At 76.3% G+C, this 12,913-nt stretch carries 13 protein-coding genes and 1 riboswitch; of the genes, 7 read left to right on the top strand and 6 right to left on the bottom strand.

Annotated elements, in window-relative coordinates:
* Nucleotides 1–9: 9 nt before the first annotated feature.
* Genes D7294_RS19500 through D7294_RS19490 form a run of 3 tightly spaced genes read left to right on the top strand, consistent with a single transcriptional unit; the run spans nucleotide 10 to nucleotide 3,172 of the window.
* Nucleotides 10–684 carry a D-sedoheptulose-7-phosphate isomerase gene (locus D7294_RS19500; protein WP_120681496.1) on the top strand — a complete coding sequence of 225 codons (675 nt, stop codon included), beginning with the start codon at nucleotides 10–12 and terminating at the stop codon, nucleotides 682–684.
* On the top strand, nucleotides 681–2,135 hold the full coding sequence (gene rfaE2 / locus D7294_RS19495) for a D-glycero-beta-D-manno-heptose 1-phosphate adenylyltransferase (protein WP_120681494.1): 1,455 nt from the start codon (nucleotides 681–683) through the stop codon (nucleotides 2,133–2,135). Before D7294_RS19500 ends, rfaE2 begins: the two co-directional genes overlap by 4 nt.
* The gene (locus D7294_RS19490; RefSeq protein WP_241562488.1) at nucleotides 2,132–3,172 is read left to right on the top strand and encodes a glycosyltransferase family 9 protein; all 1,041 of its coding nucleotides are present in this window, start codon (nucleotides 2,132–2,134) and stop codon (nucleotides 3,170–3,172) included. Before rfaE2 ends, D7294_RS19490 begins: the two co-directional genes overlap by 4 nt.
* Here D7294_RS19490 and D7294_RS19485 read toward each other — a convergent pair.
* The gene (locus D7294_RS19485; protein ID WP_120681492.1) at nucleotides 3,169–3,786 is read right to left on the bottom strand and encodes a TetR/AcrR family transcriptional regulator; all 618 of its coding nucleotides are present in this window, start codon (nucleotides 3,784–3,786) and stop codon (nucleotides 3,169–3,171) included. The genes D7294_RS19490 and D7294_RS19485 overlap by 4 nt on opposite strands.
* 59 nt (nucleotides 3,787–3,845) lie before the next feature.
* Between D7294_RS19485 and D7294_RS19480 the strand changes: the two genes are divergently transcribed.
* On the top strand, nucleotides 3,846–4,781 hold the full coding sequence (locus D7294_RS19480) for an NADP-dependent oxidoreductase (protein WP_120681490.1): 936 nt from the start codon (nucleotides 3,846–3,848) through the stop codon (nucleotides 4,779–4,781).
* Here the strand turns inward: D7294_RS19480 and D7294_RS19475 are convergent.
* Together D7294_RS19475 and D7294_RS19470 are read right to left on the bottom strand one after the other, a co-directional pair.
* The gene (locus tag D7294_RS19475) at nucleotides 4,778–5,677 is read right to left on the bottom strand and encodes a glycosyltransferase family 2 protein (RefSeq protein ID WP_120681489.1); all 900 of its coding nucleotides are present in this window, start codon (nucleotides 5,675–5,677) and stop codon (nucleotides 4,778–4,780) included. The two genes, D7294_RS19480 and D7294_RS19475, sit on opposite strands and share 4 nt — an antisense overlap.
* Nucleotides 5,664–6,542: a glycosyltransferase family 2 protein gene (locus D7294_RS19470; protein WP_120681487.1), complete on the bottom strand. Its 879-nt coding sequence runs from the start codon at nucleotides 6,540–6,542 to the stop codon at nucleotides 5,664–5,666. Before D7294_RS19470 ends, D7294_RS19475 begins: the two co-directional genes overlap by 14 nt.
* Nucleotides 6,543–6,642: 100 nt before the next feature.
* Here D7294_RS19470 and D7294_RS19465 point away from each other — a divergent pair, with 100 nt between their 5' ends.
* Both D7294_RS19465 and D7294_RS19460 read left to right on the top strand, forming a co-directional pair.
* Complete coding sequence (locus tag D7294_RS19465) at nucleotides 6,643–7,539, top strand: polysaccharide pyruvyl transferase family protein (protein ID WP_120681485.1); 897 nt, start codon at nucleotides 6,643–6,645, stop codon at nucleotides 7,537–7,539.
* A 111-nt stretch (nucleotides 7,540–7,650) separates the two neighbouring features.
* Entirely contained in the window at nucleotides 7,651–9,786 is a 2,136-nt protein-coding gene (locus D7294_RS19460) for a catalase (RefSeq protein WP_120681483.1), read from the top strand.
* A gap of 75 nt (nucleotides 9,787–9,861) precedes the next feature.
* Here the strand turns inward: D7294_RS19460 and D7294_RS19455 are convergent, their stop codons facing one another.
* The 3 genes from D7294_RS19455 to D7294_RS19445 all read right to left on the bottom strand — a co-directional run bounded on the left by D7294_RS19455 (nucleotide 9,862) and on the right by D7294_RS19445 (nucleotide 12,157).
* Entirely contained in the window at nucleotides 9,862–10,737 is an 876-nt protein-coding gene (locus D7294_RS19455) for a bifunctional 5,10-methylenetetrahydrofolate dehydrogenase/5,10-methenyltetrahydrofolate cyclohydrolase (RefSeq protein ID WP_120681632.1), read from the bottom strand.
* Between the two features lie 23 nt (nucleotides 10,738–10,760).
* A riboswitch (ZMP/ZTP riboswitch) is annotated at nucleotides 10,761–10,848 on the bottom strand.
* 108 nt (nucleotides 10,849–10,956) lie between these two features.
* Nucleotides 10,957–11,490 carry a TerD family protein gene (locus tag D7294_RS19450; protein WP_120681481.1) on the bottom strand — a complete coding sequence of 178 codons (534 nt, stop codon included), beginning with the start codon at nucleotides 11,488–11,490 and terminating at the stop codon, nucleotides 10,957–10,959.
* Nucleotides 11,491–11,722: 232 nt separating this feature from the next.
* The gene (locus tag D7294_RS19445) at nucleotides 11,723–12,157 is read right to left on the bottom strand and encodes a MarR family winged helix-turn-helix transcriptional regulator (RefSeq protein WP_120681479.1); all 435 of its coding nucleotides are present in this window, start codon (nucleotides 12,155–12,157) and stop codon (nucleotides 11,723–11,725) included.
* 92 nt (nucleotides 12,158–12,249) lie between these two features.
* Between D7294_RS19445 and D7294_RS19440 the strand changes: the two genes are divergently transcribed.
* A complete protein-coding gene (locus D7294_RS19440) occupies nucleotides 12,250–12,891 on the top strand; it encodes a MarR family winged helix-turn-helix transcriptional regulator (protein ID WP_241562487.1) in 642 nt (213 codons plus the stop codon).
* The last annotated feature ends 22 nt before the right edge of the window (nucleotides 12,892–12,913 follow it).

Raw genomic sequence — 12,913 nt, 5'->3', positions numbered from 1 at the left:
GAAGAACCCATGTCCGACCCCCTGCGCACCGCCCACAGGCACTGCGAGGCGCTGCAGGACGCCCTCGCCCGCCTCTGCCACGAAGGACTGGCCCAGACCGCCGCCTGGGGCCGCCACCTCGCCGAGGTCCTGCCGGCCGGCGGGCGGCTGCTCGCCGCGGGCAACGGCGGCAGCGCCGCCCAGGCCCAGCACCTGACGGCGGAACTCGTCGGCAGGTACGTCGCCGAGCGGCGCCCCTACTCGGCCATCTCGCTGCACGCCGAGACCTCCAGCATGACCGCCATCGGCAACGACTACGGCTTCGACGAGGTGTTCGCCCGGCAGGTCGCGGCGCACGGCAGGCGCGGCGACGTGCTGGTCCTGATGTCCACCTCGGGCCGCAGCGACAACCTCCTGGGCGCCGCCACCGCGGCCAGGGCCGCGGGCCTGCGGGTGTGGGCCATGACCGGCCGCACCCCCAACCCGCTGGCCGCCCAGGCGGACTCCGTCCTCGGCATCGACGCGCCGAGCACCGCGACCGTGCAGGAGGCCCACCTGGTCGCCCTGCACCTGGTGTGCGAGGCGTTCGACGAGGCCCTGGCCGGCACGTCCGCCCTGGCCGGCACGTCCGAGGAGCCGCGCGAGCCCGCCGCGACCGTGCTCACCCGCGGCCCCGCCGCCTTCTCCCACCCGGAGGTGCCATGACCGCCGACCGGCAGCCGCTCGTGGTCGTGGGGGACGTGCTTCTCGACCAGGACGTCAGCGGAACGGCGACCCGGCTCGCCCCGGACGCGCCGGTCCCCGTCGTGGAGGTCAGCGGCGAGCACAGCCGCCCGGGCGGCGCCGGGCTCGCCGCGGCGCTCGCCGCCCGCGAGGGCCGGGACGTCGTGCTGGTCTGCGCCCTGGGCTCGGACGAGGCGAGCGAGGCGGTGCGCGCGATGCTGCCCGCGGGGGTCCGGCTGGTGGAGATCCCCTTCGAGGGCGCGCTCCCGGTGAAGACCCGGGTCCTGGTCGAGGGGCGGCCCCTGGTCCGCGTCGACCGCGGCGGGGGCACGCCAGGCCCGCCGGGCGCCGGGGTGCGCGCCGCGCTCGCCGGGGCCCGCGCCGTCCTGGTCGCCGACTACGGCCAGGGCACCGCGGCCGCCGTCCGCGGGGCGCTCGCCGAGGCGGCCAGGCGCCTGCCCCTGGTGTGGGACCCGCACCCGCGCGGCCCCCGGCCCGTGCCCGGCGCCAGGCTGGTCACCCCCAACGGGCGCGAGGCCCGCCACTTTCTGCGCGAGGACCGGCCGGGGGACGCCGCCGTGCCGGCCGAGGGGGACGACTCGCTGCGCGCCCACCGCACCCGCGGGGCGCTCCTGGCCGAACGCTGGCTGGCCGGCTCGGTCGCCGTCACCCTCGGCGAGCGCGGGGCCGTGCTGACCAGGGCCGACAGCGACGACGCCCTGTACGTTCCGGTGGCCGGGTGCGGCGAGGGCGACCCCTGCGGCGCCGGGGACTGCTTCGCGGCCACCGCCGCCGGCGTCCTGGCCGACGGCGGCCTGCCCGAGGAGGCGGTGGGCCGGGCCGCCGAGGCGGCGGCCGCCTTCGTCACCGGCGGCGGCCTGCGCGCCGAGGGCCCGGGGGCGGGCGGGCCGCGCGCCACCCGCACCCCGCCCGCCGGCCGCGCGGGAGCCGGGGGCGCGGGCGACGTTGGCCACGCGGGCGACCCCTGGGCGCTGGTGGACGCCGTCCGGGCCCGCGGCGGCACGGTCGTGGCCGCGGGCGGCTGCTTCGACCTGCTGCACGCCGGGCACGTCCAGTTCCTGGAGAACGCCCGCCGCACCGGCGACTGCCTCATCGTCTGCGTCAACTCGGACGCGTCGATCCGCCGGCTGAAGGGCCCGGGCCGCCCGCTCAACCCGGCGGCCGACCGGATGCGGGTGCTGGCCGGGCTCGGCTGCGTGGACGCCGTCCTGGAGTTCGGCGAGGACACCCCGGAGGCGCTGCTGCGCCGCCTGCGGCCCGACGTGTGGGTCAAGGGCGGCGACTACCGCGTGGACGACCTGCCCGAGGCGGCGGCCCTGCGGGAGTGGGGCGGGCAGACCCTGGTGCTGCCCTACCTCGACGGCAGGTCCACCACAGAACTCGCCCGCCGCGCCGCCTTCGCCCGGCCGTGACCTGCCAGGACGGGCCGTCGGCCGGCTCGGCCCCCCGCGTCCTGGCGCTGCGCGCCCTGGGCCTGGGCGACCTGCTGACCGCGGTGCCCGCGCTGCGCGCCCTGCGCCGCGCCCACCCGGGCCACCGCCTGCTGCTGGCCGCCCCCCGGTGGCTGGCCGAGGCCGCGGCGGCCACCGGGGCCGTGGACGAACTGCTCCCGGCCGCCGCCCCCGGCCGGGCCGTGCCCGCCCGCCTGCCCTGGCGCGGGCCGCCGCCGGACTGCGCCGTCGACCTGCACGGCAACGGCCCCGCCAGCCTCGCCCCGCTGCGCGCCCTGCGGCCCGGCAGGCTGCTCGCCTACGCCGATCCCACCGGACCCGCCTGGCACCCGGAGGAGCACGAACGGGCCCGCTGGTGCCGCCTGCTCACCTGGTACGGCCTGCCCGCCGACCCGGGGGACCTGGCGCTCGCCGCCCCGCCCCTGCCCTCGCCCGCGCCCGGCGCGGTGGTCGTGCACCCGGGCGCGGACGCGGGCGCGCGCCGCTGGCCCGCGGAGCGTTTCGCCGCGGTGGCCAGGCGGCTGCGGCGCGCCGGGTGGCGCGTGGTGCTCACCGGCGGCCTGGGCGAGCGGGACCTCGTGCGGCGGGTCGCGGAACTGGCCGGGCTGCCCCCCTCGGCCGCCGCCCTCGGCCTGCCGTTCCGCCGGCTGGCCGCGCTGCTCGCCTCGGCCCGCGCGGTGCTGGTCGGGGACACCGGCATCGCGCACCTGGCCACCGCCCTCGGCACGCCCTCGGTCGTCCTGTTCGGCCCGGTCTCGCCCCGCCTGTGGGGCCCGCCCCCCGGGCCGCGGCACCGCGTCCTGTGGCACCCCGACGGCCCGGTTGACGCCGATGACCCCGCCGGTCTGGTGCCAGGAGACCCGCACGGCACCCGCCCCGACCCGCGGCTGCTGCGCATCACCCCCCGGGAGGTGCTCGCCGCGCTGCACGACCTGCCCCCCGCCCCCGTGCACGCACCCGGCCCGCGGGTCACCCACGTCCCGGGACGGCACGCCTAGGCCGACGGGGCTGTGGGCCGCAGGCCGTCCATCAGGAGGTTCAGCAGGCGGCCGGCCATGTCCTCACGCTCGGGCCGGGGGGCCACGGTGTAGATGCCTATCAGGGAGGCGGCGATGTCCTCGGCGGTGACGTCGGAGCGGAGGTCCCCCGCCGCGCGGCCTGCGTCGAGAATCGTGGTGATGGCCCCGAGGAGTTCGGCCCGGGTCTGCGCATGGGCGATCTCGCCCGACTCGATCATCGCCAGCAGCGTGCGGAGCATGCCGTTCTTGGTCGCGATCCAGTCCCCGAACAGGTCCATCCAGCGCCGCATCGCCGCGGCCGGGGGCAGGTGGCCGAGCAGTCCGCGGGCGCCGGCCGTCAGCCGCGTGACCTGGTCTTGGTAGACCGCGTCGACGAGCGACTCGCGGGTCGGGAAGTGCCGGTAGAGCGTGCCGATGCCGACCCCCGCCTCGCTGGCGATCGCGCGCATCGACGGCTCGGCGTCGGCGGAGGCGAACGCGCGGGTCGCTGCCGCGAGCAGTTGGTCGCGGTTACGGGCTGCGTCCGCCCGTGGCGTGCGGGTCTGGGACCCAGCCGATCCGGAGCGCGCTCCGGTTGTGTTAACCTCACGCATGTAAACGGAGCATAGTCCGTTTCATCGCTACCGCTCGATTCCGAAGAGGCAGGCACACCATGGGGGAACAGAACGGCAGGGCGGTCCGGCTCGCATCATTCGGCGGGCCCGAAGTCCTCGACATCCAGGAGATCCCCGTTCCCCAGCCCGGCCCGGGACAGATCCGAGTGCGCGTTACCGCTGCCGGGCTGAACCCGATGGACTGGAAAATGACCGCCGACGCGGACACCGCCGCCCTGTTCGGCCTGAGTCTCCCCACCGGGTTCGGGACCGACTATGCGGGCGTGGTCGACCGGATCGGAGACAAGGTGACGGGCTTTGCGCCTGGCGACCGGGTGTTCGGAGGTGCCCTGTCGCGTGCGGTCGCCGACTTCGTGGTGGTCGACGCGGCCGGGGCGCACGCGGCGAACGAGGCGTATCACACCCCGGACGGCGTCGACGATCGCACGGCTGCCACCCTCGCGATCGCCGGCCGTACGGCATCCGCCGCTCTCGCGGCGGTCGGCCTGCGCCCGGACGACATCGTGCTGATCGGTGGCGCGGGGGGCGGCGTCGGGGTGTTCGCCGTGCAGCTGGCCCGGATCGCAGGAGCGCGCGTGATCGGGACAGGAGCGCCCGCCTCGGCCCACTTCCTGCGCGAGCTGGGAGCCGAGCCGGTCGCCTACGGCGACGGCCTGGCTGACCGGGTCCGATCCCTTGCGCCCGGCGGGGTCACCGCCGCCCTCGACCTGCAGGGGACGGAGACCGTCCAGGTCGCACGGGAACTCGGCGTCCCGGACGACCGCATCTGCACCATCGCCGCGCGGGTCGAGGGCGTACCTGCGGCCAACGGCGCGCACGCGGCCCCCGGTGCCCTGGACGGGATTGCCCGCCTGGTCGCGGCAGGCCGACTCCGGGTGCCCATCGAGGCGAGCTTCCCGATCGAGCAGATCCGCCGCGCGGCCGAACTCCAGGCCGGCCGACGCGTGAAGGGCAAGGTCGTCATCGACCTCTAGCCCACGTAACGCCTGGCCTTCGAGTGGTGCTGCGCCTCGTCGAGCAGCCGCAGCGCGGCCTCCACCGGAGGCGGGACGACGCGCCGTTCGCGCAGCAGCCAGGGGGTTCCGGCGGCGGCCCGCAGCAGCGCGGCGGCCGAGGCGCGGTCGCGCGGCACGCTGCCGAGCAGCCGCCAGGTGCGGCGCAGCGCCGGTCCCGCCGGGCGGCGCAGCCAGGTGAACCACAGGGTGTTGCGGATGCCGTCGGCCCGCCGCCTGGTCGGGTCCCGCAGCGCCGAGGGCGCGTGGTGGATGCTCAGCTCCTCGGCGAACAGCAGCCACCAGCCGCGCGCCATCAGATCGGCGGCCAGCAGCTCCTCCTCGCCGCCGAGCCACAGCCGCGGCGAGAAGCCGCCCGCCGCGCGGAAGGCGCCGGTGCGCAGCACCGTGGCCCCGGCCAGGAACGACCCGAGCACGGGGCCCGGCAGGCCCGCGGGACGCGGCAGCGGCGAGGAGCGCAGCTCCTCGACGATGGGGTCCTCCTCGCCCCCGGGCTCCACCACGATCCTGGCCGTCACGGTGGCCACGGCCTGGTGCGCGTCCAGCAGGTCGGCCGCCCCCGCGAGGGAGCCGGGCGACCACCAGGTGTCGTCGTCGCAGAACGCCGTATACGGGGTGCGCACCTCGCGCACCGCCAGGTTGCGGCCGACGGCGCCCAGGTTGGCGCCCGGGCTCAGCACCCGCACCCGCGGATGCCGCTCGGCCACGGCCCGCGCGGTGCCGTCGGTGGAGCCGTTGTCCGTGACGATGACCCGCGGGCGCTCCGGCAGCGCCGCCAGCCGGTCCAGCGTCCGCAGCAGCTCCGCCTTGCGGTTGTGGGTGATGATCACCACCGAGATCCGGTCATCGCCCGGCATGGTCCGCCTCCAGCCTGCGGACGCCGGCCTCCACCTCGGGTGGCAGCCGCCGCCTGCCGCGCAGGGCCGCGGGCATCCTCGGCAGCAGCTGCCGCAGCGCCTGCCGGGCCGCGGGGTCGCGCGGGGCGGCGCGCGTCAGCCGCCAGGTGTCGCGCAGCGCGATGTGCGCCGGGCGGCGCAGCCAGGAGGTCAGCGTCTCGTTGCGCCGCACCAGCGTGCGCCGCTGCGGCCGTTCCCCGTCCGCGGGCTGGTGGACGGCCGTGACCTGCGGGGCGTAGCACACCAGCCAGCCGGCCGCGGTCAGGTCGTAGGCCAGCAGGGTCTCCTCCGCGCCGAAGAACAGCAGCGGGTGGTAGCCGCCGACGGCGAGGAACGCCTCGCGCCGCGCGACGGCGGCACAGCCGAGGAAGCCGAGCACCTGCGGCCCGGGCAGCGCCGGCGGCTCGGCCGGCCCGCCGAGCGGCGAGGAGGCCAGCGTCCGGTTCAGCGGGTCGGGCGTCTGCCGCGGCGCCACCAGGGTCCGTGCGGCCAGCAGCCCGATGCGCGGGTCGGCGTCCAGGGACTCGGCCGCCGCGGCCAGCGCGCCCGGCGCCCACCAGGAGTCGTCGTCGCTGAAGGCCACGTAGGGCAGGGCCAGGGCCCGGGCGCCGATGTTGCGCGCCAGCGCGCCCCGGTTGTCCGGCAGCCGCAGCAGCCGCACCCCGGGGAACCGCTCGACCCGGGCGCCGGTGTCGTCGGCCGAGTCGTTGTCGACCACGACGATCTGCGGGCGCTCCGGCAGCGCGCACAGCCGCTCCAGCGTGCTGGCCAGGCTGGCGGCGCGGTTGCGGGTGGCGATGACCACCCCGACGGGCGAGTGCGGCACGCAGGCGCGAGTGCCCAGCGGGCCCCCCGCGAAACCCGCGCCCCTGGCGCCCGCCCCGCCCCGGACGTTTGGCGCCCGCCGCCCCGGGGACCCGGGGCGGATGAAGCGAGCGGGCGGGCGCACCCTGCTGACCGGGTGGTTCAGTTTCGTCGAGGGCGAGGCCACGGCGGGTGACCTGCTGGCCCTGCAGCGGGTGCGGGCGGTCCTCGACCGGCACGGGCAGCCCTACGACGTGGCCTTCAGCCCCCGCTTCCGGCCGGACGGGCTGAGCCTGGACGACGCGCGCCCCGCCGACTACGACCGGCTGCTGTTCGTGTGCGGGCCGCTGCACGGCCCGCGCCTGGCCGAGCTGCACGAGCGGTTCGCGCACTGCCACCGCGTCGCCGTCGGCACCTCGCTGGTGGACGCGGAGGACCCGGCGGTCACCGGATTCCACACGGTGCTGCCCCGCGACGGGGAGGGCACCACCCCGGCCCTCGACCTGTCCCTGCACGCCCCCCGCGTGGCCCGCACCCCGGTCGTCGGCGTGCTGCTCACCCGCGGGCAGCGCGAGTACGCCGACCGCCGCATGCACGAGACGGTGGCCGAGGCGGTGACCTCCTGGCTGGCCGAGGCGCCCTGCGCCCCGGTGATGCTGGAGAGCCGCCTCGACACCGGGGACGGCACGCTGTGCGCGACCGCGGACCAGCTCCTGTCCGCGCTGGAACGCGTGGACGCGGTGGTCACCGACCGGCTGCACGGCCTGGTGCTCGCGCTGCGGGTGGGCGTCCCGGCCCTGGCCGTCGACCCGGTGCGCGGCGGCGCCAAGGTGACCGCGCAGGCCAAGGCGTGCGACTGGCCCGCGCTGGTGCCGGCGGAACGCCTCGAACGCCCCCGGCTGGACGCCTGGCTTGAGTGGTGCCTGGACGGGGGCAGGGAGCAGGCGGACCGGCGGCGCGCGGCGCTCGCCGGGGCGGCCGACCCGGCGGACGGACTGCCCGCCGTGCTGGGGATCTAGGACGGCGCGGCCGAGTCGTGCCACTTGTAGGGAAGGGGCAGGGTTTATTCCGGTAGGGGCGGGTAATCGGTGGGCCCCCTGCCCCCACCCGCGATCCGGAGGGACATCAGCATGTCGACCAACGACGCCCGCGGCCGGTCGGCGCCCGAGGGCGTGCCAGGCAAACAGGAGCAGCTCGACCCGCTGCGCGACCGCGCGGAGGACTCCTACCTCACGACGAACTTCGGCACCCGGGTGGACGACACCGACAACTCGCTGAGCGTGGGGGAGCGCGGGCCGACGCTGCTGGAGGACTTCCACTTCCGGGAGAAGGTGACCCACTTCGACCACGAGCGCATCCCGGAGCGGGTCGTCCACGCCCGGGGCGCGGGCGCGTACGGCACCTTCCGGCCCTACGCCTCGCTCGCCGAGTACACCAAGGCCGACTTCCTCCAGGACCCCGGCCGCGAGACCCCGGTGTTCGTGCGCTTCTCGACGGTCGCCGGCTCGCGCGGCTCCGCGGACACCGTCCGCGACGTGCGCGGCTTCGCCACCAAGTTCTACACCCGGGAGGGCAACTACGACCTGGTCGGCAACAACTTCCCGGTGTTCTTCATCCAGGACGCCATCAAGTTCCCCGACTTCGTGCACGCGGTGAAGCCGGAGCCGCCGAACGAGATCCCGCAGGCCGCCTCCGCGCACGACACCTTCTGGGACTTCGTGTCGCTCCAGCCGGAGTCCATGCACGTGGTGCTGTGGCTGATGTCCGACCGGGCGCTGCCGCGCAGCTACCGGATGATGCAGGGCTTCGGGGTGCACACCTTCCGGTTCGTCAACGCCGAGGGCCGCGGCACCTTCGTCAAGTTCCACTGGCGGCCCGCCCTGGGCACCCACTCGCTGGTCTGGGACGAGGCGCAGAAGATCGCGGGCAAGGATCCCGACTTCAACCGCAGGGACCTGTGGGACGCCATCGAGCGGGGCGACTTCCCCGAGTTCGAGCTGAGCGTCCAGCTGGTGCCTGAGGAGGACGAGTTCGCCTACGACTTCGATTTGCTCGACCCCACCAAGATCATTCCCGAGGAGGTGGTGCCGCTGCGCCCGATCGGGAAGATGGTGCTGAACAAGAACCCGGACAACTTCTTCGCCGAGACCGAGCAGGTCGCCTTCCACACGGCGCACGTCGTGCCCGGCATCGACTTCACCAACGACCCGCTGCTCCAGGGCCGGAACTTCTCCTACCTGGACACGCAGCTGATCCGGCTGGGCGGGCCCAACTTCGAGCAGCTGCCGGTCAACCGGCCCGTCGCCCCGGTCCGCAACAACCAGCGCGACGGCTACGGCCAGCACCGCATCCACCCCGGCCAGGCGGCCTACGCGCCCAACTCGCTCGGCGGCGGCTGCCCGGCGCTCGCCTCCCCTGACGCCGGCGCCTACACGCACCATCAGGAGCGGGTGGACGGGGTCAAGATCCGCAAGCGCAGCGAGAGCTTCGCCGACCACTACAGCCAGGCCACCCTCTTCTGGAACAGCATGGCCGGCTGGGAGAAGGAGCACATCGTCGCCGGCTACCGCTTCGAGCTGGGCAAGGTGCTCTCCATGGAGGTCCGCGAGCGCACGGTCGGCCGGCTCAACCACATCGACCACGAGCTGGCCACCCGGGTCGCCGAGGGCATCGGCGTGACCCCGCCCGCGGAGCCCGCCGTCGCCAACCACGGCAGGTCCTCGCCCGCCCTCAGCCAGGCCAACAGCCCCACCGACTCCATCGCCACCCGCCGCGTCGCCCTGCTGGCCGCGGACGGGGTGGCCGAGTCGGACGTGGCGGCGCTGCGCGAGGTGCTCGGGCGGGGCGGGGCCGTCGTCGAGGTGCTCGCCGCGCACGACGGCACGGTGCGCTCCGCCGAGGGCGGGGAGGTGCCGGTGGACCGGGCGATGCAGACGATGTCCTCGGTCCTCTACGACGCGGTCTGCGTGCCGGGCGGCGAGAAGTGCGCCCGGGCGCTGGCCGAGGACGGGCTGGCCAGGTTCTACGTCACCGAGGCGTTCAAGCACGGCAAGGCGGTGGCGGCCCTCGGCAGCGGCGTGTCCCTGCTGGAGGAGCTGCGGCTGCCCGGGGTGCGGCTCGCCGGGGACGGCGGCCGGCTCGTCGACGAGAAGGGCGTGGTCACGGCCACCGACCCGGCCGCCGCGGCCGAGGCCGCCGAGGCCTTCGCCGTGGCCCTCGCCTATCACCGTCACTGGACGCGGGACAGCGACCGCGTGCCGGCCTGAGCCGCCGCCGGGGCCGGGGCCCGTGGGCCGCCCCGCGCGGCACCGCCCCCGGCCCTGGGCCGGCCGCGGCGCCGGTCAGTTCACCGGCGGGAGGCCGAGCCCCAGTTGCTCCGCGGCGGCGTCCACGGTCTGGGCCAGCAGCACCGCGATCGTCATCGGGCCGACGCCGCCGGGCACCGGGGTGATCAGCGAGGCGCGCTCGCGGGCCGAGTCGAAGTCCACGTCGCCGACGTTGCCCGGGTTGTAGCCCGCGTCGATCACCACGGCCCCCGGCTTGATGTCGGCGCCCGCCAGGAAGCGGGGGCGCCCCACCGCGGCGACCAGGATGTCGGCCTGCCGCACGTGCCCGGACAGGTCGGCCGTCCTGGAGTGGCAGTAGGTGACGGTGGCGTCGCGGCCCAGCAGCAGCATCCCCACCGGCTTGCCGAGGATCGGGCTGCGGCCGACGACCACCGCGTGCTTCCCGGCGAGCGGCACGTCGTAGGCGTCGAGCAGGCGCAGGATGCCGCCGGGGGTGCAGGAGACGAAGCCGGGCAGCCCGAAGCCCATCGCGGCGAAGGAGTGCATGGTGACGCCGTCCACGTCCTTCTCCGGCGCGATCGCCTCGAAGGCCGCCCGCTCGTCGATGTGCGCGCCCACCGGGTGCTGGAGCAGGATGCCGTGCACCCCCGGGTCCCGGGACAACTCCGTGAGGGTGCCGACCAGTTCCGCGGTGGTGGTCGCGGCGGGCAGCTCCACGTGGCGGGAGGTGATGCCGGCCTTGGCGCAGCGGTTGCGCTTCATCCTGACGTACGTCACCGAGGCGGGGTCCTCGCCGACCAGCACGGTGGCCAGGCAGGGCGCGGCCCCGGTGCGTTCGGTGATCGTGGCGGCCTTGGCGGCGCTGCGCTCGACGAGGCGCCGGGCGAGGGCGGTGCCGTCCATGAGGCCGGCGGTGCTGGTTGCGGGCATGGGCTGCTCCTGCGCGGTCGGCTGCGGGACGCCCAGGCGCACGGCAGTGGCGGATCGCCGGGCCGCTCCCCGGTGGTGCTCCACCTCGTAGCGCCAGTCACGGCCCGCGGCCAGCCTAGCGGCGCCCGTTCCCGCGCCGCCACCGGGACCCCGGGGCGTACGCGTCCGGCGTGCGCGGCGGGCGGCCGGCGCACCCGGCGCGGGCCGCCCGCCCCGTGCTCAGCCCGGCTCGCCCGCCATCATCGTGGTGAAGGCCGTCGGGTCGGCGTGGAAGCCGCGGATGTCCTTGCGGAAGCTCCAGGCGCCCGCCTCGTTCCTGCGGAACTCGGCCACCGTGGCGGCCGTGCAGCCCGAGACGTCGGCGAAGTCGTCCTCGGCGAGCACCGTGTACTGGCCCTCAAGCACCCGGAACTGGGTGTTGGCCACCTGCCCGAAGGTCCTGGGGCCGTTCTCCTGCTGGATGACCACGCCCACCACGACCCTGGAGTACGCGGCGGCGAGGCGATCGAGCTCGAAGAGCATCACCTCGTCGTAGCCGAACCCCTGGCCGTTGCGGCTGTCCCGGCTGAGGGTGATCGTGCCGTCCGGCGACCTGCTGTCGAAGTGCACCAGGTAGGCGGGCTCGCCGTAGGGGGCCTCGGCGCGGTACGTCGCGGCGATGATGTCCAGGTCGTCGGCGGGCTCGCCCAGCGGGCTCGGGTCCCACTTGAGCATCACTTGGGCTCTGCCGATCCCCTTGGTGGGGCCACTCATCGGGCTTCTCCTCTCCACTGTCGGGACAAGCATCTCCCACAAACCGCTCACACGCCCAAGTCGTGACGCCAACTCTCCGCGGCGGCACGGCCGTTGACCCACGGGCGCGCCGCCGCCCCGCGGCTTGGGCCACCGTCGGCCCGGCGTGCCTGCGGCCACCGGCGGCGCGCCGCCCGCGGCGGTCGCGCCTGGTAGTCGTACCCGGGCGGCGCGCGGGGAATGCCCCGGGGCGCTACCGGCCGGCGAGCGCGGCCTCCACGTTGCCCGCCATGACCGACAGCACCCGCACCGTCTCCCCGTACTGTTCCGGCGTCAGCCCCGCCAGCACCAGGGCCCGGGTTTCCGCGATCCTGGCGGCCGCCTCCTGGTGGGCGGCGCGCCCGGCCCCGGTGAGGAGGAGCGCGCCGGAACCGTCGCCGGCCCGGCGGGTCCAGCCCAGCTCCGCGAGGCGGGCCAGCACCGCGTCGAGCGCGGGGGCGTCCGCCGACCAGAAGGGGGCGAGGGCCGCCCGCAGCTCCGCCGGGGTGCGCGCGCCCCCGTCCAGCGTGTTGAGGATCTGCCAGTGGCGGCGGCCGAGCCCGAGGCCGGCGAGGGTGACCTCCAGTTGCCGCTCCAGCAGCTCGTGCAGGTGCTTCAGCCAGTAGCCGATGGGCCGGGGTGTGTTCACGGGTACCTCCGCCTGGTGCCGTCCCCGGCGGTCGGCCGGGGAGATGCATGTAAACTCACATGTAATTGTCGGCAACTATGCATGGAGGGGACGTGGCGCGCAAGCCGGAAGAGGGGGCGGCGGCCTCCCGTGAGCCCGCCGAACTCGCCCCGCCCGCCGGGTCCTTCGGGGCGGCGGACGGGGCGCGGGGGCGGGCGGGGGCCGTGGCGCCGAGGGCGGCCGGCGGGGCCGAGGCGCGCGATGCGGCCGAGGCGATCGAGGCGATCGAGGCGGCGGTCCTCGCCCTGCGCCGCTCCGGCAGGCGCGGCGCCCTGGCCCGGCTCTCGGCGCGGCGCGGCCGGCGGGCCGGGGCCCACGCCGCCCTTCCGGACGCAGTGTTCGAACTGCTTGACGCGGTCGCGGCGGCGGGGGAGCGGGGCGGGGGCCTGACCGTCACCGAGGCCGCCGCCGCGCTCGGCGTGGACCAGCCGCGCTCCAGCCGCCTGGCCGCCCAGGCCCTGGCCGCGGGGCTGCTGCGCCGGGAGGCGGACCAGCGCGACGGCCGCCGTTCCCCGCTGCGCCTCACCGCGGAGGGGCGCGAGGTGCTCGGGCGCATCCGGGAGTTCCGGCGCGGGATCGTCGCCGAGGCGACGGCGGGCTGGGCGGCGGAGGACCGCGCCACCCTGGCCCGGCTGCTGACCCGCTTCCTGCGCGACTTCGGGGCCGTGACGGGCCGCGGCGGCGAGGTTGACTGAGTGAGTGCTCACTCATTAGCCT

Source organism: Streptomyces hoynatensis, from assembly GCF_003626535.1.
Lineage (GTDB): Bacteria > Actinomycetota > Actinomycetes > Streptomycetales > Streptomycetaceae > Streptomyces > Streptomyces hoynatensis.
Note: the sequence above shows the minus strand (reverse complement) of the source record. Positions and strands in the feature narration are given on the sequence as shown.